This is a genomic window from Chromohalobacter canadensis (assembly GCF_034479555.1).
Taxonomy (GTDB): domain Bacteria; phylum Pseudomonadota; class Gammaproteobacteria; order Pseudomonadales; family Halomonadaceae; genus Chromohalobacter; species Chromohalobacter canadensis.
The window spans coordinates 1,972,762-1,991,646 of the sequence record NZ_CP140151.1; the positions used below are offsets into that span (position 1 = coordinate 1,972,762).

The 18,885-nt window shown below is 62.5% G+C and carries 17 protein-coding genes; 7 read left to right on the plus strand and 10 right to left on the minus strand.

The window, feature by feature from the left end:
• Window positions 1-47: 47 nt before the first annotated feature.
• Window positions 48-1,430 (plus strand): MFS transporter, encoded by a 1,383-nt coding sequence (locus tag SR908_RS09460; protein ID WP_246924441.1) that lies wholly within the window; start codon window positions 48-50, stop codon window positions 1,428-1,430.
• A gap of 33 nt (window positions 1,431-1,463) precedes the next feature.
• Entirely contained in the window at window positions 1,464-2,018 is a 555-nt protein-coding gene (ssb, locus tag SR908_RS09465; RefSeq protein WP_075369404.1) for a single-stranded DNA-binding protein, read from the plus strand.
• 99 nt (window positions 2,019-2,117) lie between these two features.
• Here ssb and norR read toward each other — a convergent pair whose 3' ends face one another.
• Entirely contained in the window at window positions 2,118-3,686 is a 1,569-nt protein-coding gene (gene norR, locus SR908_RS09470) for a nitric oxide reductase transcriptional regulator NorR (RefSeq protein ID WP_246924444.1), read from the minus strand.
• 252 nt (window positions 3,687-3,938) lie between these two features.
• Between norR and hmpA the strand changes: the two genes are divergently transcribed.
• Window positions 3,939-5,120: an NO-inducible flavohemoprotein gene (gene hmpA, locus SR908_RS09475; RefSeq protein WP_246924447.1), complete on the plus strand. Its 1,182-nt coding sequence runs from the start codon at window positions 3,939-3,941 to the stop codon at window positions 5,118-5,120.
• 156 nt (window positions 5,121-5,276) lie between these two features.
• On the opposite strand, the gene SR908_RS09480 is transcribed toward hmpA, so the two are convergent.
• Window positions 5,277-6,071: a 2OG-Fe dioxygenase family protein gene (locus tag SR908_RS09480; protein ID WP_246924450.1), complete on the minus strand. Its 795-nt coding sequence runs from the start codon at window positions 6,069-6,071 to the stop codon at window positions 5,277-5,279.
• 300 nt (window positions 6,072-6,371) lie between these two features.
• On the opposite strand from SR908_RS09480, the gene SR908_RS09485 reads away from it, so the two are divergent.
• The 3 genes from SR908_RS09485 (at window position 6,372) to SR908_RS09495 (ending at window position 9,886) form a co-directional block, all read left to right on the plus strand.
• Window positions 6,372-8,087: a putative bifunctional diguanylate cyclase/phosphodiesterase gene (locus SR908_RS09485; RefSeq protein ID WP_378075783.1), complete on the plus strand. Its 1,716-nt coding sequence runs from the start codon at window positions 6,372-6,374 to the stop codon at window positions 8,085-8,087.
• A gap of 174 nt (window positions 8,088-8,261) precedes the next feature.
• Window positions 8,262-9,134: a sugar nucleotide-binding protein gene (locus SR908_RS09490; RefSeq protein WP_246924455.1), complete on the plus strand. Its 873-nt coding sequence runs from the start codon at window positions 8,262-8,264 to the stop codon at window positions 9,132-9,134.
• Window positions 9,131-9,886: a lysophospholipid acyltransferase family protein gene (locus SR908_RS09495; protein WP_097024018.1), complete on the plus strand. Its 756-nt coding sequence runs from the start codon at window positions 9,131-9,133 to the stop codon at window positions 9,884-9,886. Before SR908_RS09490 ends, SR908_RS09495 begins: the two co-directional genes overlap by 4 nt.
• A gap of 101 nt (window positions 9,887-9,987) precedes the next feature.
• Here the strand turns inward: SR908_RS09495 and fabB are convergent, their stop codons facing one another.
• Window positions 9,988-11,205, minus strand: a complete 1,218-nt coding sequence (gene fabB, locus SR908_RS09500; RefSeq protein WP_097024017.1) for a beta-ketoacyl-ACP synthase I — start codon at window positions 11,203-11,205, stop codon at window positions 9,988-9,990.
• 13 nt (window positions 11,206-11,218) lie between these two features.
• Window positions 11,219-11,734, minus strand: coding sequence for a 3-hydroxyacyl-[acyl-carrier-protein] dehydratase FabA (fabA, locus tag SR908_RS09505; protein ID WP_097024016.1), 516 nt, complete (start codon window positions 11,732-11,734; stop codon window positions 11,219-11,221).
• A gap of 211 nt (window positions 11,735-11,945) precedes the next feature.
• On the opposite strand from fabA, the gene SR908_RS09510 reads away from it, so the two are divergent.
• A complete protein-coding gene (locus SR908_RS09510; RefSeq protein WP_097024015.1) occupies window positions 11,946-13,781 on the plus strand; it encodes a putative bifunctional diguanylate cyclase/phosphodiesterase in 1,836 nt (611 codons plus the stop codon).
• Here the strand turns inward: SR908_RS09510 and SR908_RS09515 are convergent.
• Genes SR908_RS09515 through SR908_RS09540 form a run of 6 tightly spaced genes read right to left on the minus strand, consistent with a single transcriptional unit; the run spans window position 13,750 to window position 18,879 of the window.
• Window positions 13,750-14,244 (minus strand): DUF2878 domain-containing protein, encoded by a 495-nt coding sequence (locus SR908_RS09515; RefSeq protein WP_246924458.1) that lies wholly within the window; start codon window positions 14,242-14,244, stop codon window positions 13,750-13,752. The genes SR908_RS09510 and SR908_RS09515 overlap by 32 nt on opposite strands.
• 4 nt (window positions 14,245-14,248) lie before the next feature.
• Window positions 14,249-15,517 carry a class I SAM-dependent methyltransferase gene (locus tag SR908_RS09520; protein ID WP_246924461.1) on the minus strand — a complete coding sequence of 423 codons (1,269 nt, stop codon included), beginning with the start codon at window positions 15,515-15,517 and terminating at the stop codon, window positions 14,249-14,251.
• Window positions 15,514-16,278, minus strand: a complete 765-nt coding sequence (locus SR908_RS09525) for a DUF1365 domain-containing protein (protein ID WP_246924464.1) — start codon at window positions 16,276-16,278, stop codon at window positions 15,514-15,516. Before SR908_RS09525 ends, SR908_RS09520 begins: the two co-directional genes overlap by 4 nt.
• Window positions 16,275-17,603: an NAD(P)/FAD-dependent oxidoreductase gene (locus tag SR908_RS09530; RefSeq protein ID WP_322527342.1), complete on the minus strand. Its 1,329-nt coding sequence runs from the start codon at window positions 17,601-17,603 to the stop codon at window positions 16,275-16,277. The genes SR908_RS09525 and SR908_RS09530 overlap by 4 nt, the downstream gene beginning before the upstream one ends.
• Window positions 17,600-18,391, minus strand: a complete 792-nt coding sequence (locus SR908_RS09535; protein ID WP_246924467.1) for an SDR family NAD(P)-dependent oxidoreductase — start codon at window positions 18,389-18,391, stop codon at window positions 17,600-17,602. Before SR908_RS09535 ends, SR908_RS09530 begins: the two co-directional genes overlap by 4 nt.
• A 41-nt stretch (window positions 18,392-18,432) precedes the next feature.
• Complete coding sequence (locus SR908_RS09540) at window positions 18,433-18,879, minus strand: nuclear transport factor 2 family protein (RefSeq protein WP_246924470.1); 447 nt, start codon at window positions 18,877-18,879, stop codon at window positions 18,433-18,435.
• Between the last annotated feature and the right edge of the window lie 6 nt (window positions 18,880-18,885).

Here is an 18,885-nt window from a genome sequence, read left to right on the forward strand (position 1 = left end):
CGGTTTCGGTATCGAACGTTTCTTCTCTTCAACGACGCGACTCAATCATGTCTTCATCATTGCTTAACACCGAGCGGCGTGCCATTTTCGGCCTCGCCAGCTTATATGCGACGCGCATGCTCGGGCTTTTCATGGTATTGCCGGTCCTGGCGCTGTATGCCGGGGACCTGGATGGCGCGACCCCCTTGCTGGTGGGGATGGCGCTGGGCGGTTACGGCCTGACTCAGGCGATTCTACAAATTCCCTTCGGACTGCTGTCGGATCGGTTCGGCCGCAAGCTCATCATTAGCATCGGGCTCTTGTTGTTTTTGCTAGGTAGCGTTGTCGCCGCCGAGGCGACTTCGATCGGCTGGGTAATCGCCGGGCGCTGCCTGCAAGGCAGCGGCGCGGTCGCTGGTGCGATCATGGCGCTGCTGGCCGATCAGACTCGCGAAGAAGTGCGTACGGCGGCGATGGCCACCATCGGGCTGTCGATCGGCGTCGCGTTTGGCGTGGCGATGGTCGTGGGCCCCCTGGTTGCCGACCCTTTCGGGCTGGCCGGCGTGTTCTGGTTCACTGCCGTACTCGCGGCGGTGGGGCTGCTGGTGCTGTGGCGACTGGTGCCGCGTGCACCACGCTTGGTGTCGCATCGCGATGTAGGGCTCGACCGCACCCAACTGCGCGCGATGCTGGCGCGGCGTGATCTGTTGCGACTGGATTTCTCGATCTTCGCCCTGCACGCCATCCTGACCGCCTGCTTCGTGGCTGTGCCCTTTCGTCTGGAAGCCTTGGGCATTGCGCCGGCGCATCACGGCTGGGTGTACCTGCCGATCATGGCGCTGGCCTTCGTGGCCATGGTTCCGCTGGTGATCGTGGCCGAGAAGTACCGCAAGATGAAACCGATCTTCATCGGTGCCGTGGCGTGGCTGACGCTCTGTCTGGCGGGGCTGGTGGAGTTTTCCGATGGACGCTGGGCGTTGTTCTCGCTGCTCTGGGGGTTCTTCGTAGCCTTTAACTTGCTGGAAGCAACGCTGCCGTCGATGATCAGCAAGTTAGCCCCGGCAGGCGCCAAGGGCACGGCGATGGGCGTGTACTCCACCAGCCAGTTCCTGGGGGCCTTTCTGGGCGGAACGGCTGGAGGCTTTCTCTCCCAGCATTTCGGTCTGGACGCGGTGTTTCTGGGCGCTGCGTTGCTGGGTGCGGTATGGTTGGCAATTGTCTGGAAGATGCCGGCCCCTCGCCATCTCTCGAGCGAGATCGTCGCCCTGGACGAGCGCTCGATGGGCACGATAGATACACTGATGGATCGCTTTGCCGCCGTGGCCGGTGTCGAGGATGTCATGGTGGTGCCCGACGAGCGTGTCGCCTACCTCAAGGTCGACCGCCAGCGGCTGGACACCGAGGCGCTGGAACGCGTCCTCGGCTCCCAGCGAGATCACAAGAGCGCCTGATAACGGGCGCGAGACTATTTCAAGGAGACTCACATGGCGCGCGGCGTGAACAAGGTCATCCTGATCGGCAATCTCGGTCAGGATCCAGAAGTCCGCTTTCTGCCTTCCGGCAATCCGGTGTGCAATCTACGCATCGCCACTACCGATACCTGGACCGACCGTCAGAGTGGTCAGCGCCAGGAGCGTACCGAATGGCACACGGTGGTGATGTTCAACAAGCTGGCGGAAATCGCCCAGCAGTATGTGAAGAAAGGCTCTCGTATCTATGTCGAGGGCCGCCTGCAGACGCGCAAGTGGCAGGGCCAGGACGGTCAGGATCGGTACTCTACCGAGATCGTCGCCAACGACATGCAGATGCTCGACTCGCGTAGCGGCCAGGGTGGCGGTGATTACGCCCAGCCCTCGCAAAATGCGCCTCAGCAAGGTGGTGCGGCGCAGCAGGGCAGCTACGGCCAGCCACAGGGTGGCCCGCCTCCACAGCAGCAGGCACCTCAGCAACAGCCGCCCCAGCAGGGTGGGCAGCAAGGTAATTATGGTGCCCCTAACCCTGGCAATTTCGACGACTTCGACGATGAGATCCCGTTCTAGCATCGGCGAAGTGAAGTGATGAATCGATAGAAGCTTGTAAAGCCCCGTATAACGGGGCTTTTTTCTATGGCGAGGGGGAGCCAATCCAGTCGGCAACGCTTAAGGCTTGAGCCCCAGGCGTTTGCCCAGACGGTGCAGATTGCCGCTGTCCGTTTGCAGCGCTCGCGCGGTGGCGGCCCAGTTGCCGTCATGCGCTTCCAGTGCGTGGGCGATATGTCGGCGCTGGAAGTCCTCGACGGCTTCGCGTAGCGGCACCGGGGGCGTGGGGCGTGCCACCGGCGCTATCGATTCGGGAGGCGTCGTGTCGTCGACGGGCGCTGTCGGCAGTTCCAAGTGATGCGCGGCGATACGGACCACGGCATCGCGACGTGCGCTCTGTCCGGGAGGTGACTGTTCGCCGAAGGCACGTAGCGCGGCACGTCCCAGGGTGTGTTCCAGTTCGCGGATGTTCCCTGGCCACGGCCAGGCTAGCAGAGTGTGTTCGGCCGCGAGGTCGAGGCGCAGATTGGCGAGCCCCAGGCGAATGCGGTTGTCCTCAAGGAAGCCACCGGCCAGCAGTGGCACGTCCTCGCGACGTTCCCGCAGGGGTGGGACCTGCAAGGGGAAGACGCTCAGACGGTGGTAGAGGTCTTCGCGGAAGCGCCCGGCGGCGACCTCCTGGCTCAGGTCGCGATTGGTGACCGCGACCAGGCGCACGTTGACGCGCTGCGGGGTTTCGCTGCCCAGTGGCTGAATCTCGCCTTCCTGCAGCACGCGCAGTAGCTTGGGCTGCATGGCCAACGGTAGTTCACCGATTTCGTCGAGCATCAGCGTGCCTTCGTGGGCCATGGCGAAATGGCCGCGATGATCGCGGACGGCCCCGGAAAACGCGCCGCGCCGATGGCCGAATAGTTCGCTTTCGATCAGTGCCTCGGGCAAGGCTGCGCAATTGACGCGTACCAACGGCCCTTCGCGGCGAGAGGAGAGCGCGTGCACTCGGCGGGCGATACGCTCCTTGCCGACCCCGGTCTCGCCATGCAGCAGCACGCTCATGTCGGTGGGCGCCACCAGGGCGAGACTTTCTTCCAGTCGACGCATGGCGGGGCTCTGCCAATCGGGCGTGCTGTTACGCGGTGCGTCCGGCTCGGGGAAATGCTGGTCGAGCGCCTGATTGAGGCGCGAGCGGGTATCGCTGAGTTGCTGCGCGAGGCGCAGGCAGGTTGCCAGCAGGCCCGCCGCGGCCAACAGATCGTCATCGTCGATGGCGGCCAGGCAGCCGGGCGTCAGTGCATCCAGCGTCAGCATGCCGAGGAGTCGGTCGCCATCGCGCAGGGCCACGCCCATGCAGTCGTGGACATGATTCAATGCCTCGTCGAGCAGGCCATCGAAGGGGTCGGGCAACGGCGAGTCTAGCGGGAAGCGGCACACGCCGGGATGCGCGGCGATCGCGGCCAGACGCGGGTGCGCGGCCAGGCTAAAGCGGCGCCCGCGGACTTCGTCGTCGAGGCCTAGCACGGCCACTGGCTGCAGGCCGTCGTCGTGGGCGACCATCAACGTGCTGGCATCGGCGGGATAATCGCCGACCAGTGCGGCGAGCAGCTTTGCCCAGCGCTCGGGCAGGGCGTCGCTGCCACGCCCGACGCTGAGGTCGGCGAGCAGGTCGCGCAAGGTATGCAAGAAGACTGTCATTTATACCTTCTTTTTTGCAGAAATTGTCATAGTGACACGCAATGTGAGTGTGATTTTGACAGTCCTGAAGGTGAGGGCAAGTGCTCGTCGTCTGCGGGGTTGTACTCTGGGGTATCTGTAAAGCGGCAACCACGCGGCTTCGACGGCACTGACGTGGCACAATGTCGCGGGCGTGACGAAACGCCCCGAGTTGGCACTCCGATTGCGATAGCAAGGGCACACACTGTGAACGCCCCATCGCGAGGAGACATCATGCTGACAACCGCTCAGGAATCCGTTATCGCTGCCACCACACCGGTGGTCGCCGAACACATCGAAGCCATCGCCAAGCGCTTCTACCCGCTGATGTTCGCGCGTTATCCCGAGGTGAAGACGTTGTTCAACGCCGCTCACCAGCAAAGCGGTGGGCAACCGCGCGCGCTGGCGGGCGCCGTCGTCGCTTATGTGCAACTGCGCCACGAGCCGGCGCGTCTCGACGAGGTGCTGGGCATCATCGTCGACAAGCACGTCTCGCTGGGCATCCGTCCCGAGCATTATCCCATCGTCGGTGAATGCCTGATGGCGGCGATCGGCGAGGTGCTGGGCGAGGCAGTGACAGAGGAAGTCGCCGATGCCTGGGGCGCGCTTTACGAGGAACTGGCGGGGCTTTTGATCGAGAAAGAGGCGCGTCGCTATCACGACTTCGCCGCCCAGCCTGGTGGTTGGGACGGCACCCGTGAGTTCCGCATCGTCGCCAAGCATCCCGAGAGCACCGTCATCACTTCCTTCGAGCTGGCGCCGGTAGATGGCGGTGCGGTCGCCGAGCATCTCCCGGGGCAGTATATCGGCCTCAAGCTGGCGGTCGATGGCGACACCGTGCATCGCCACTACAGCCTCTCGGCGGCGCCCAATGGTCGGACCTATCGGGTGTCCATCAAACGCGAGGAGGGCGGCCAGGTCAGTCGCCATTTTCATGACCGCCTGGCGGTGGGCGATACCCTTGAGCTGCTACCGCCGGCGGGGCATCTGACCTTGGCTGCGGGCGATTCGCCGGTGATGTTGATCAGTGCAGGCGTGGGGCAGACACCGATGTTGCCGCTGGCGCGGCAGGCGCTCGAGGAAGGACGCCGGGTCGTTTACCTGCATGCGGCACGCGATGGTGAAGTGCGTGCGTTTGCCGACGAACTGGATGAGTTGCGCAAGGCGCACCCGACGTCGTTGCGGGTGATCACCATTTATTCGCAACCGCGCGCAGAGGATGCGCCCGATCACGTCGGCCGCGTGGATGTCGACCTGTTATCGAAGTATAGGCTGGATGACGCCCATTGCTACACGGTGGGGCCGGCAAACTTCATGCGCTGCGTCGATGCGGCTCTGGAAACGCTCGGCATCGAGGCTGAACGACGCCATCATGAATTCTTCGGGCCTGCCGAGTCGTTGGCACGCGTCGCCTGAGACGCCGTGTCGATGACCGAAACGCCACGCCATTCGGCGTGGCGTTTTGCGTTGTGCGCCAGGCATGGCATGTAGCGCCTGACTGGCGCTTTTATCTAGGGAAGAGGCGCCGGAGACGAACTCCGGCGCCGACCCATTTGGGATTTGCGGTGAATCTTAGCGGGTCTCGTTGAGCGCCGCCTCGGGAAAGTGCCGACGCAGGATTTGGTTCTGAAACGGATCCACGAAGCGGCTGTTGATGATGATGATGAAGCGCTCGAAGGGCGCGCCGGCATCTTCCTGGTGGATGGCGTCCACGCTATGAAAGAGACGGTCATCACGCAGGTGGAGGATATCGCCCGGAGCGAGGGTCGTGTCGGCCACGGGGGAAGAGCCCGCCTTGTCGGCATAGAGATGGTTATCGCCTCCGGCGACATTGTGGCGACTTAACACCAGGATGCTCAGCGCCTTGCAGCCGTCGGCATGAATCCCCTGACCCTGCAGGGGGTCGATCATGCCTTCGCCACGCACGCCGGTTATCTGCATCAGGATGGGCTCATTGGGTTTCAGGTCCCAGAGCCGCGCCCAGGCACGCACGAAGGCCTTTACATCCGGTCGGGCCATGAATGCTGGCGTCAGTGGCTCATAGTAGCGCAGGCGGTCTGCCATGCTCTCGGCGTCATTGAAGGCGCCGCCCTGGGCCATGGGGCAATGACCCATATCGACGACGTCGTCACGTTCATCCAGCGTCAGCCAAGACATGCGTTTCCAGCGACGATTGACATAGGGGTCTCGGGGCAAGTCGGCGGTGAATGCCTGCCAGGCCTCGAGATCTATCCGGGAGCGCACCTCGGTTGTGCTCCAGTCCTGCTGGTGCAGGGCTTGGTGAATTGCCAGCGACCAGTAGTCGGCGACCGGATCGGAAGGTATGGTGCTGGAATTGAAGCCATGCTTGAGGGTGTCGAGTTTCATGAGATCTTCTCCATTGATATATGGGGCGAGATTGCCCGAGATCGTTCGAGCAACTTGCGGAGAGGAGAATATCTGCTGCGAAACATCAAAAAATGTATAAAGGATGTCGTATTGTGTTGACTGCGATCACGATGCAGGCAACAGCATCTTTCGATGATGGGAAAATGGATGAGCGGTCACGATGTCGCTTTCCGACGCTGGCTAGTCTTGCGGTGTCATAAACTAGCGCGTCGGTGGCAACGGTTCAGGGCGAGATGGTCAGAGGCGCAAAGCGATAGCGCTCGGGATGATATCGAGCTCGTGCGCCGTCAGTATCTGGAGAGCGAACAGCGCTTCCGATCACTACTGGAGAGCCTGCCCAGAGTGGCGGTTCAGGGCTATGATCGTGAGCGCCGCGTGATCTACTGGAACGAGGCCAGCACTAAGCTCTACGGCTATGGCGCCGCGGAGGCGCAGGGCCAGCCGCTGGAAGAACTGATCATTCCTGAGTCCATGCGCGAACCGGTGATTCAGGCGCATCGGGCCTGGATGAGGGAGGGGATAGAGATCCCGGCGGAAGAGCTCGAGCTTCAGCACAAAAGTGGAGAGCCGGTCTCGGTCTTCTCGCATCACGTGATGCTCGGCGAACACACCGAGAATCCCCTGATGTTCTGTGTCGATGTGGATCTTTCGGCTCAGAAGCGGGCGTATCGCGAGCTGGATTTTGCTACACGCTTCGATGCGCTGACGCGTCTACCCAATCGCCAAACTTTCGAAGTGCAGTTGGACGAGGTCATCGTTTATTGTCGCCGACAGAGTGTCGGGATGATTCTGATTTATCTGGATATCGATGATTTCGTCGCGATCAACGACGCTCTAAGCTACGAACAGGGCGATCGGCTGCTGGTTGAATTGTCCCGGCGGCTGCATCAGGTGATGGGAGCGTCAGACATCATGTCGCGGCTATCCGGCGACGAATTCGTGATCGCCTTCCCGATGTTCCAGCGCAATGAGGTGCTCCTGCAGCTGGTTCACAAGATTCAAGAGGTTTTTCGCTCTCCTTTCCTGATGGATGGTTCGCGGCATCAGGTGACGGCCTGCCTGGGGATCAGCCTCTATCCGGACAACGGCGAAACGGCCCACGAGCTGATCCGCAACGCCGATGTGGCCAAGAATCGGGCCAAGCTGGATGGCCACGGCAGCGTGTGCTTCTTCGACCAGAAGCTCCATGACCAACTGCTCTACCAGCACCGCCTTGTCGATCGGTTGACGAAGGCCCTGGACAGCGGAGAACTCTCGCTGCATTACCAGCCTCAGGTGTCTGCCGCGAGCGGGCGTATCGAGAATCTCGAAGCGCTGCTCCGCTGGCAGCCGGTAGAGGGGCCGCCGATCTCGCCGGCCGAGTTCATTCCTCTCGCTGAGCGTTCTGGCCTGATCCATCGTCTCGGTGACTGGGTCATGGAAACCGCCTGTCAGCAGCGTGTGCTGTGGCGGAATGCCGGGCTGGACATCGGACGCATCGATATCAACTTCTCCGGTCGACAGATGAGCCGGCCCGATATCTTCCAGCGCTTCGAAGATTGCCTGACGCGCCATGGCCTGGGTCCTCAGGATATAGGGTTGGAACTTACCGAGAATGTGCTCATCGAGGCCGACGAGCATATCCTGGAAGGCTTGCGCCGGCTGCATGACCTGGGCTTTCGCATCGCCATCGATGATTTCGGGACCGGCTACTCGTCGCTGAGTTACCTCAAGCACTTTCCGGTAACGGCACTCAAGATCGATCGTACCTTCGTGCGGGATGCCCCGGAACAGCCCAAGGATCGCGCGATCATGGAGGCCGCGATCTTCATCGGCCACCGCCTGGGCCTAGAGGTCGTGGCCGAGGGTGTCGAGAATCGTGAGCAGCTCGCGTTGATTCGGGAGATGCGCTGTGACTTGGTTCAGGGGTTCTACTTTTTCCGCCCCATGCCCGCTCTGGAAATGGAGCGTGTACTGGGTGGCCTGGTAACGGGGCATCCCGGGGTTTCGGGCTGAGTCCGTCGCCTGCTTGGCGTAGAATGCCAGCCTTGTGCATGACCACTGCGCACCTTTGTGCGCAGCCTGTCGGTGGCAGTGAAGATGACAGACAATACGGCGATGGGCGAACATGTGCCCCTGTCGACGAGGTGGACGACGAATCGAGGAGACGAGCATGCGAAAGGAGAGGCCGTGAAGCTGCTGCTGGCGGATGCGGGACATTGCTTGAGTCTGGCGCTGGCGCGTGAGGCCAATCGACGTCGCGATACCCAACTGACCATCGTCGAGGAGACGCAAGTCTCGGCGGAGGCCTTGGCCGAGGCCCGGCCCGATGCGCTGGTGGTGCCACCGTTATCGGCGCCGTCACGTCTGGCGCCCGCTGAGGTCATGGCTCATGTCGAGGCGGTTGATGCCAATCTCGCGCTGTGCCGGGAATACGATGTGCCGTTGATCTGGTGCGTGTCCGATGAACTCTATGAGGAAGGAGGCGACGGGCCGCTCGACGAGCATGTCATCCCGGCGCCACGCGATGACAGTCTGAAGCGCTTGATCGCCACCGGCGACCGGGTGCGTGAGTGTATGCCTCGGCATCTCATCGTACGCTTGGGGCCGCTGTTCGCGCTCGGCGGGGCGCATGCCTGGCTGCCCGAGTTACTCGACACGCTGCTGGCGGGTGACGAAGTACGCGCTGCGGAAGACGTCATTCTGTGCCCGACCTCAGTCGATGCGGTGGCCATGGCGTTGATCGGCATGATGCAGCAGCAAGGTTGTGGCGCCGATGCTTGGGGCGCCTACCACCTGGCGGGTACCGAGCCGATCAGCCCATATACGTTCGCCTCCGTCGTGCGTACCTACCTCACCACGCATCTCGAGCGGCAGGAGCGTGACGCGACACTGGGGGCGTTGCATGCCTTGCATCACCATCACGACCGTCCCTTGCGGCGGGTCCTGAACTGTCGCCGCGTATTGGACGTTTTCGGTATCCACCAGAAGCCCTGGCGGCTCGAGCTGAGTCGCATGCTGGATGACTGGTGTGTGTTGCATGACAAGGAGTCGGCGACGTGAAGGTGTTACGCAGTCTCGTATTTTATGCCGGCTACTTTCTGGCACTACTAATCAGCGGCCTCGTATTACTACCGGTCGCACCCTTTTTGCAGTTGTTTTCGCGTTTTCGGCTGCTGAATCTGTATAACCGTTTCATCGTGGGCTGGTTCGCCGTGTCCTGTGGAGTGCGTTATCACGTCAGCGGGCGCGATAACGTGCCTGAGGGCCCTTGCGTGGTGCTCGCCAATCATCAGAGCGAGTGGGAAACCTTGTTCCTGCAGCTGCTCAAGGTGCCGGTGTGCACGGTGCTCAAGCGTGAGTTGCTCAATATGCCGGTCTTCGGCTGGGGGCTGCGCTTGATCAAGCCCATTCCGCTGGATCGCTCGCGACCGTCGCGGGCCATGCGCATGGTGCTCGAACAGGGCACACAGCGTTTGGCTGAGGGGCTCTCGGTGCTGATCTTTCCCGAAGGCACTCGGGTGGCGCCAGGGCAGCGGCGTCGCTACAACAAGAGTGGGGTGGTGATTGCGTGTCGCGCTGGTGTCCCGGTATTGCCAGTGGCCCACAATGCCGGCGAACACTGGCCGGGACGACATTGGGTCAAGAAGCCTGGACATTTGCACGTGGTGGTCGGCGAGCCGATCGAGACCCAGGGGCGCTTGGCCAGCGAGGTGTTGGCCGAGGTCGAGCATTGGATCGAGGCGCAGCTTCGCGAGATCTCCGCGGTACCGCGTCCCGAGGTCGAGGGCGAGCCCACCAAGGTGCCGGCCTGAGCCTCTGGCGACGCAGGGACCATCATGCAAAAAAGGGGGCGTCTCGTGATAGACGCCCCCTTTTCGTGTTACCGGCAACCGCACGGCGCTGAGGTCGTGGATCAGTCCCGGTAGCGCTGCAGCACCAGGCAGGCATTGGTGCCGCCGAACCCGAAGCTATTGGACAGCACGCGCTCGATGGCAACATTGTCGCGACGTTGCTCGACGATATCGAAGCCCTGGGCAGCATCGTCTAGTTCGCTGATGTTGGCCGAGGCGGCGATGAAGGCGTGCTCCATCATCAACAGCGAGTAGATGGTTTCCTGCACGCCGGTGGCGCCCAGCGAATGCCCGGTCAGCGATTTGGTGGAGCTCATCGCCGGCGTGGTATCGCCGAACACCTCGCGAACCGCCTTGAGCTCGGCGATGTCGCCCACCGGGGTGGAGGTGCCGTGGGTATTGATATAGTCGATCGGGCCGTCGACGTTCGCCATGGCTTGCCGCATGCAGCGCGCGGCGCCCTCGCCGGAGGGAGCGACCATGTCGTAGCCATCAGAGGTGGCGCCATAGCCGACGATTTCGGCATAAATCTTGGCGCCACGCGCCTTGGCGTGTTCCAGCTCTTCGAGCACCAGCATGCCGCCGCCACCGGCGATGATGAAGCCATCGCGCGAGGCGTCATAGGGACGCGAGGCGGATTCAGGTGCATCGTTATAGCTAGTCGAGAGCGCGCCCATGGCGTCGAACAGACAGGACAGCGTCCAATGCTCCTCTTCGCCGCCACCGGCAAAGACCACGTCCTGCTTGCCGAGCTGGATCTGCTCGACGGCACTGCCGATGCAGTGGGCCGAGGTCGCGCAGGCCGAGGAGATGGAGTAGTTGACGCCCTTGATCTTGAACGGCGTGGCGAGACAGGCGGAGACCGTGCTGCCCATGGTCCGCGTGACCCGGTAGGGGCCGACACGACGCAAGCCTTTCTCGCGCAGGACGTCGGCGGCTTCGACCTGGTTGGCGCTGGACGCGCCGCCGGAGCCAGCGATCAAGCCGGTACGCTCGTTGGAGATATCGCTTTCGTCGAGGCCGGCATCGCGGATCGCCTGTTCCATCGAGACATAGGCGAATGCCGCAGCATCGCCCATGAAGCGACGCAGCTTACGGTCGATTAGGGTATCGAGATCGATATCGATGACACCGGCCACATGGCTACGGAAACCACGTTCGGCGTATTCATCTTTGAAACGAATACCCGAGCGCCCGCTGCGCAGTGCGTCCAGTACCTGGTGCTGGTCATTGCCGAGGCAAGACACGATGCCTTGGCCGGTGACTACCACTCGTCGCATGGAAGCCTCCTGATCAGAAATTCGCGGTGGAGGTAAACAAGCCAACGCGTAAATCGTTGGCCTGATAGATATCGCGACCGTCGACCGAAACGGTGCCGTCGGCAATGCCCAGTATCAACCGTCGGGTAATGATCCGCTTGAGATTGATCCGGTAGGTAACCTTGGTGGCGTCGGGCATGATCTGGCCTGAGAACTTGACCTCGCCACAGCCCAAGGCGCGCCCGCGACCAGGATGGCCTAGCCAACCGAGGTAGAAGCCGACCAGTTGCCACATGGCATCCAGGCCCAGACAGCCGGGCATGACCGGGTCGCCGGGGAAGTGGCAGTCGAAGAACCACAGGTCGGGGTGGATATCCAGTTCGGCGATGAGCTCGCCCTTGTCGTACTCGCCTCCGCCCTCCTGGATCTGCGTGATGCGGTCGAGCATCAGCATGTTGGGGGCCGGCAGCTGGGCGTTGCCCGGGCCGAAAAGCTCGCCCTGGCTGCATGCCAGCAGTTCTTCGTAGCTGAAAGAATGTTGCTTGGTCACTGAGTCTTTCCGAGAGTCGAAATTGTGGTGCGTCGCAGAGCACGAACACCTTAGTCTACTGGCAGTGCCGAATGAATGCACGCTGGGCTAGCCTACCGGGCGCGCGTTATGGGTGCAATCCGCGGATGGGCGCGGGTTGCGCCGGTCGCAAGAGAAGGGGCATGATGCCTGCACTTTCACGAACCTCTATTGATTGAGCCGCTAAATCGCCATGTGGTCCGTCTTTACGCTCAACCGTCCCTTGGTATGGACGGGCATTGCTGCCATGGCTTCCATGAGCCTTTTACCGACGCTAATGCTGCGCTTGGCGGCTTTGGTGGTCGTTATTATTGGTGCCCTGGATGCCTGGCGGCAGATTCGTCTGGAGGCGACCCGCCGTCACCTGACTGAGACCGCCCTCACGCTGTCGCCCGATGGCGTGTTGATCGCCAATGCTCAGAATCGTATCCAGGCGGTCAATCCGGCCTTTACGCAAATCACCGGCTACAGCGAAGACGAGATACGCGGCCTCGACCCGTCGGTGCTCTCCTCCGGTCGCCACGACAAGTCGTTCTACGAGCATTATTGGCAAACTCTCAATGCTACCGGGCAGTGGGAAGGGGAAGTCTGGAATCAGCGCAAGCATGGCGATCAATTCCCTGAATGGTTGCGGGTGCGGGCGGTCACAGATGACAAGGGACGTGTCACGCATTACGTGGGGTTGTTCACCGATATCACTCGTCACAAGGCACGTGAGCAGGATCTGCAGCGTATCGGCTTCGAGGATCCGCTGACCGGCTTACCCAATCGCCGGCGTCTGCATGATTTGCTGGCCTCGCGCTTGCAGCGCCTGCGGGCCGGCGAGGGGCTGGATATCGCGTTGATCGACATCGATGGCTTCAAGGCAGTCAACGACGCCATGGGCGTCGACAAGGGCGATCGCCTGCTATCGCGCTTCGGGCAGCGGCTCGCCGCCTTCGTCGCCGGGGGAGTAGTAGGGCGCCTGGGAGGTGACGAGTTCATGGTCATTCGCACCACAACCTACGACGATCACGAACAGTGGGTGGAAGGGCTACGTGGGCATCTTAGCGAACCGTTCGAGATCGGTGACAAACCCCTTCGCCTGGGGCTGACTATCGGCACTTGCCGGGCGCCCGAAGACGGGCGTGATTCCGGCGTGTTGTTCCAGCGTCTCGAGTCGGCACTCTACGCCGCCAAGCGCCACGGGCGTAATCACAGTCAACGCTTCCGTCCCTCGCTGGAAGTCGAGGGGGATCCTCAGCTCGAGCTGCTCAACGAGCTTCGCCAAGCCCTGGCGCACGGTTCGCAACTTGAGCTCTTCTACCAGACTCAGCATTATCTCGACGACGGCCGCCTGGCCGGCATGGAAGCTCTGTTGCGCTGGTATCATCCCACGCATGGCATGATTTCGCCGGGGACGTTCATCCCCCTGGCCGAACGCCACGGTTTGATGGCGTCGCTGGGCGATTGGGTGATCGATCACGCCTGTGCGCAGTTGTCGACCTGGCGCGAGCAAGGGCTATCGTTCGTGCCGATGTGGATCAATATCTCTGCGGTGCAGCTAATCCAGGGCGATCTTGAGTCGCGGTTGTCCGCGAGTCTGTCCAAGCACAACGTGCCTGCGGCCATGCTGGGGCTGGAACTGACCGAGTCGGTCTTGCTCGACGAGCGTGCCGGGGACATATCGAGGCGTCTCGTTGCGTTGCGTGACAAGGGGCACCCGATTGCCATCGACGACTTCGGCACCGGCTATTCATCGATGGCTTATCTCAAGCAGTTGCCAGTGGATAAGCTCAAGCTCGACCGTGCCTTCGTGCGCGCCTTGCCCGACGATAACGCCGATGCTGCTATCACATCGGCAGTGCTCGCCATGGCTCGCGGTCTGGGGCTGGATGTAGTCGCCGAAGGGGTGGAAACCGAGGCGCAGCGGGATTATCTGCGTGCAGAGGGCTGTGCCATGGTGCAAGGCTTCCTCTATGCCCGCCCCGAACGGGTCACCGATGTCGAGAGGCGGCTCAAGGGCGATCTCGAGATGTCTCTTTCCTGAGCGCCAGCCATCCGCATAGACTGCCCCACACGACGGCCTGCACTGCCAATGCCCAAGGGGCCAGTTCGACATCTGCCAAGCGTGCGCCACCTAGGTAGGAGCTCGGCCCGCCGAGCGCCCCGCCCAGCATCGCCAGCCAAGGGTGCGACCATAGCCAAGCGAGTGAATGGTGAAGGGTGGTCGCGAATAGCGGCCAGAGCAGCCACAGCCATAGCGGCAGTACCGGAGTGAGTTCCGAGGCATCGGTAAAGCGTAAACCGCCGAGCAACGTCAGCGTGCCGTCCACGAGGGCGCCGAGTAGTGCGAATCCCACCAGCCAACGCCACTCTCCCGGTATGCCCAGCCATAGCAGGTGGCATGTCACGATCATCGTGACCGTGGGTAACCCCCAAGGCGTGCCACCGAGCACGCAGGCTAGCCAGCCGACCTGAAACGCGAGCGCGTTTAAAACCTTGCCCAGCATGGGGTCAAGGTGCGCCGGTGAGCGGCGCGCGCCGATTGCCGGGCTTGGCTAGCAGCCACTGCGAGGCGCCGATGGTGCGCTCGCGGAAGCCGCCCTCGCAGTAGCACAGATAATAACGCCACATGCGGATGAAGCGTTCGTCATAGCCGAGCGCGCGAATGTGCTCGAGGCTTGCCTCGAACCGCTGGCGCCACTCGCAAAGCGTGCGCGCATAATGTGCCCCGATCTCGTCGAGGACGAGTACGTTGAGTTGCGTGCGCCGCGCGATACTTTCCAGCATCGCCTGATGGGAAGGCAGGAAACCGCCAGGAAAGATGTAGCGTTTGATGAAGTCGACCTCGCGCTTGGCCGCTTCATAGCGCTGATCGCGAATGGTGATGGCCTGAATCAGCGCCAGGCCGTCGTCATCGAGTAGGCGGTCGACGGTGGCCAGGTAAGTGTCCAGGTATTGATGCCCCACTGCCTCGATCATTTCCACCGATACCAGGCGGTCGTAACGTCCCTCGAGGTCGCGATAATCGCGCTTGAGTAGGGTGATGCGATCCTCGAGGCCGGCTTCGCGAATGCGCTGCGAGGTATGCGCGTACTGCTCCTCGGAGATGGTCGTGGTGGTGACGCGGCAACCGCGGGTACGCGCCGCGTAAAGTGCCAGTCCGCCCCAGCCGGTGCCGATCTCCAGCAGGTGATGCTCGGGGCCGACATCAAGCTTGTCGAGAATGAGCTCCAGCTTGTATGTCGACGCGGCTTCCAGGCTGGCGTCGGGGCGTGGAAAGATGGCGCTGGAGTAAAGCCAGTGCTCACGATCGAGGAATGTCTCGAAGAGGGCATTGCCGAGGTCGTAATGCGCGGCGACATGGCGTCGGGCGCGACCAGTGGTATTGCGTTGCAGCGATTGGAGCGCGCTGAGAACACCGTGCGCCAGGCGTGCGGGGCCTTTCTCCAGGCGTTCGTTGACGTGCTCCAGGTTGCGCGCGAGCAGGCGAATCAGCGCGACCAGGTCGTCGCAGTGCCAGTCACCATCCATATAGGTTTCCCCGGCCGCGACGCTGCCCCCCAGCGCGATGCGCCGCCAGACGCGGTCATGATGTATCTGCAGGCGTACCGTGAGTGGTCCACCTTGGCCGAGACGGTGCGTGCGTCCGGCTTCCTCGACGATTAGCACGCCGCCCTCTATGGTCGACAGCTGGCCCAGCAGGCGTGGTTTGAGCCAACGTGCTATGCGCGCGTCGAGCGTGCTGGCAGGCGCCTTGGTGGAGGAACGGGTCGTCGTCACGGGCGTGTCTCCTCGCCACGGGGATGAGAAAAGAGTGGCACGCGCTTCAGCCATAAGCGCATTGCCTCGAAATGAATGCCGACCAGCGTCTTGAGGCTCATCCAGGGGGCGCGCGCCAGTGCAGTGAGCCATGCACGCCGCCCCGCTGGCGCAAAACGCAGACTCAGCGTGGCGTCGAAATGGCGCGTATCCTCGCGCCACGCCTCCATATGCATCAGCAGGTGTTCGCCCGGTGTGTTGAAGCGCCACCGATACTGCATGTCCATGGGGTTGAACGGTGAGACATGCAGGGCTTTGTCGAAATGGGCGGCGTGGACATGGCGCGTTGGCGTTACCCGGTAGGCGTAGACGTGGCGCTCTCGCCACGGGGTGTTGGTGACTTCGCCGAGGATGGCGCACAGACGCTCGTCTCGATCATAGGCGTAATACAGCGTGATGGGATTGGATAGCACCCCGCAGAGGCGCAGTTGGGTCAGCATGCGAATCGGGCCGTCGGGTGCTTCGCCCAGCTCGTGGCGGAGTCGCTGGCGCACCGCCGTCTTGAGTGGCAAGTGCACGGGTCCCAGGTAATCCTCGCGGCGAAAGCGCGCCAGCGCAGCACGCCGTGCACTGAATCCCGGCAGCGCATCGAAGAGTTCGGGCAACTCGTCAAGGTCAAGCCACACCATCCATACGCGGTAGGTGAAGCGATGCCCGCGCGGCGTGAATCGCCGATGGCGGAGTTCACCCAGGGCCACTCGGCTATGCAAGGGCGTGCTCATGCCAGGGCTCCTTCAGGCACTGCGGTTGCCGGCGAGAGAGACGCTTGCAGAGCACCGGATTCACCGCAGCCCAGTGCGCGGGCCACGCGCAGCGCGCTCCAGACGCCATCCTCGTGGAAACCGTGGCGCCAGTATGCGCCGCAGAAATGCGTGCGCTGGTGCGGGCCGGAGATTTCCGCATGACGCTGCTGGGCGGCGGCCCCCGTCAGCGTGAAGCAGGGATGACGATAGACGAAGCGTCGCAGCATGCATTCGGGGGCGATGGCGTCGCTGTCATTGAGCGTCACGCAGAAACGTGTCGCGCCTGGCAGATGCTGGAGGCGATTCATGTCGTAGGTCACCGAGACGCGTGCGTCGTCCTCGCGTCCGTCGATGCGATAGTTCCAGCTGGCCCAGGCACGACGCCGGCGTGGCAGCAGCGAAGTATCGGTATGCAGGACAACGTCATTCTCTTGATAGGGCAGGGCATCGAGGATCTGTCGTTCTGCTTGACTAGGGGCGCTGAGCATCGCCAGTGCCTGGTCGCTGTGGCAGGCGAGCACCACCTGATCGAAACGCTCCCGCCCTTGGGGCGTGGTCAGTGTCACGCCCGTTGCATCGCGATCGATACTCCGCACCGGGCAGGCCAAGCGGACGCGCTGAGCGTAGGCGGCCGTCAGCGGGGCTATGTAGCGTCGTGCGCCGCCCACTAGCGTGTACCACTGGGGGCGATTATTCACCGACAGCAATCCATGATGATGAAAGAAACGCACGAAGGATGTCAGCGGGAAATTCGCCATGTCGCGCTCGCTGGCGGACCAGATGGCGGCGCCCATGGGCAGCAGGTAACGGCGCCGGAAAGACTCGCCGTAGCCACCCCGCGCCAGGTACTCGCCCAGCGTCATGCCTTCCGGCAAGTTGCCGTGTGAGAGGTCGCGTACCGCGTGGCGATTGAAGCGCAGGATATCGCGCAGCATTTTGTGAAAACCGGGGCGCAGTAGGTTGCGACGCTGGGCGAACAGGGTGTCGAGGGTATGGCCGTTATATTCGAAGTCCTCGTGCGTGGCATGCACCGAAAAGCTCATTTCGGTCGCTTGTGCGGTCACGCCCAGCTGTGCCAGCAAGCGCTGAAAGTGCGGATACGTACGGTCGTTGAAGACGATGAAACCGGTGTCGATGGCATACCGGTACCCATCCAGTTCGACATCCACGGTCGCCGTGTGGCCGCCGAGGTGCTCGTTGGCCTCGAACAGCGTCACTTCGTGGCGTTGCGAGAGGTAATGGGCGCAGGCCATGCCGGCAATGCCGCCACCGACCACCGCGATGCGTGAGGTGGGCACGTTCACGGGCGCCCCTCTTCGGCGGTGTTACGGGTCAAGAGACGTCCGAGCCGATGACGTAGCGCAGGCGGCAGGATGCCCGCCAGCTTGACCAGCAAGGTGAAGCGGCGCGGAAAATGAATGTCCAGTACGCGTTTTTCCAGGCCGCGCAGGATGGCCTCGACGGCGGTATCGACCTCAACGCGCATGGGCATGGGGAAGTCGTTGCGCTTGGTTAGCGGCGTGCGCACGAATCCGGGATGGATGACGCTGACATCGATGCCTTCCGCCGCCAGGTCGAGTCGCAGGGAGGCGAGGAAGTAGCTGATCGCGGCCTTGGAAGCGCCGTAAGCTTCGGCGCGTGGCAGTGGAAAATACGCCGAAGCGCTGGAAACGGCGGCCAGCTGCGGACGCTGCGTGCCATGGCGAGCGCGGCGCAGTAGCGGCAGTGCCGCATCGATGGCATACAGGGTGCCGTGCAGGTTGGTGGCGAGCACGCGCTCGATCAGGTCGACGTCGAAGTGGCAAGCATCCAGATACTCGCAGGTGCCGGCATTGAGCAGCGCCAGATCGAGCCCACCGAAGACGGCTTCGATCCTTGCCCCGGCCTCACTGACCGACGCGCGGTAAGTGAGATCGGCGGGGACCACCAGGGCATTCTCGAAAGGTGCTGCGAGTGCCTCCAGTGCGTCGCGTCGACGTGCGGTCAGGGCCACGCGGTGCCCGTCTTGCAACAACCGCTTGGCAAGGGCTTCACCGATGCCGGAGGTGGCGCCGGTCAGCCAGATACGTCGGGGTGCCGTTGGGGTCGCCATGGGCTCTCCTCTAGATGCCGAGCGCACGTGGTGCGGGATACCTAGCGCAAGTGGCTCGCCGGATCCACGCGCCGCTTGAGCCAGCGAATCACCGCCCCGAGCAGGGGCAGGTGTTCGTAAAGCATTGCACCGGCATCGAAATAATCACGATGCCGACAGACCCGGTCACCACGAAACGTCAACTGCGAGCATCCCGCGATACGCAGAGGCCGTCCTCGAGCGAGACGGGGATGCGTCAGGTGAAGCGTCCACGCCACGAAGGCGTCGTCGCCCTCACGCTGACGGTGAGTCACCTCGAACCGGCATGCCTGAACATTGGCCAGCATGTCCGCGTAATAACGCATCAGGACTTCGCGGCCCTCGATGTGATGTAACGGATCGGTGAATGCTACATCGTCAGTGTAGAGGTTTTTGAGAGACTCTGTACACCTTTTGTCCAATTTATCGAAGACATGACAAAAGGTCGCCAATGCAGTGTCTTGGCTCATGCTGTC

Excerpts from the sequence above, each read along its gene's own strand:
- norR (WP_246924444.1), bottom strand. The coding sequence starts at position 3,686 with ATGACAGTCTTCTTGCATACCTTGCGCGACCTGCTCGCCGACCTCAGC.
- SR908_RS09515 (WP_246924458.1), bottom strand. The coding sequence starts at position 14,244 with ATGCTGGGCAAGGTTTTAAACGCGCTCGCGTTTCAGGTCGGCTGGCTA.
- SR908_RS09510 (WP_097024015.1), top strand. The coding sequence starts at position 11,946 with ATGTGGTCCGTCTTTACGCTCAACCGTCCCTTGGTATGGACGGGCATT.
- fabB (WP_097024017.1), bottom strand. The coding sequence starts at position 11,205 with ATGCGACGAGTGGTAGTCACCGGCCAAGGCATCGTGTCTTGCCTCGGC.
- SR908_RS09540 (WP_246924470.1), bottom strand. The coding sequence starts at position 18,879 with ATGAGCCAAGACACTGCATTGGCGACCTTTTGTCATGTCTTCGATAAA.
- SR908_RS09535 (WP_246924467.1), bottom strand. The coding sequence starts at position 18,391 with ATGGCGACCCCAACGGCACCCCGACGTATCTGGCTGACCGGCGCCACC.
- SR908_RS09525 (WP_246924464.1), bottom strand. The coding sequence starts at position 16,278 with ATGAGCACGCCCTTGCATAGCCGAGTGGCCCTGGGTGAACTCCGCCAT.
- ssb (WP_075369404.1), top strand. The coding sequence starts at position 1,464 with ATGGCGCGCGGCGTGAACAAGGTCATCCTGATCGGCAATCTCGGTCAG.
- SR908_RS09480 (WP_246924450.1), bottom strand. The coding sequence starts at position 6,071 with ATGAAACTCGACACCCTCAAGCATGGCTTCAATTCCAGCACCATACCT.
- hmpA (WP_246924447.1), top strand. The coding sequence starts at position 3,939 with ATGCTGACAACCGCTCAGGAATCCGTTATCGCTGCCACCACACCGGTG.
- SR908_RS09460 (WP_246924441.1), top strand. The coding sequence starts at position 48 with ATGTCTTCATCATTGCTTAACACCGAGCGGCGTGCCATTTTCGGCCTC.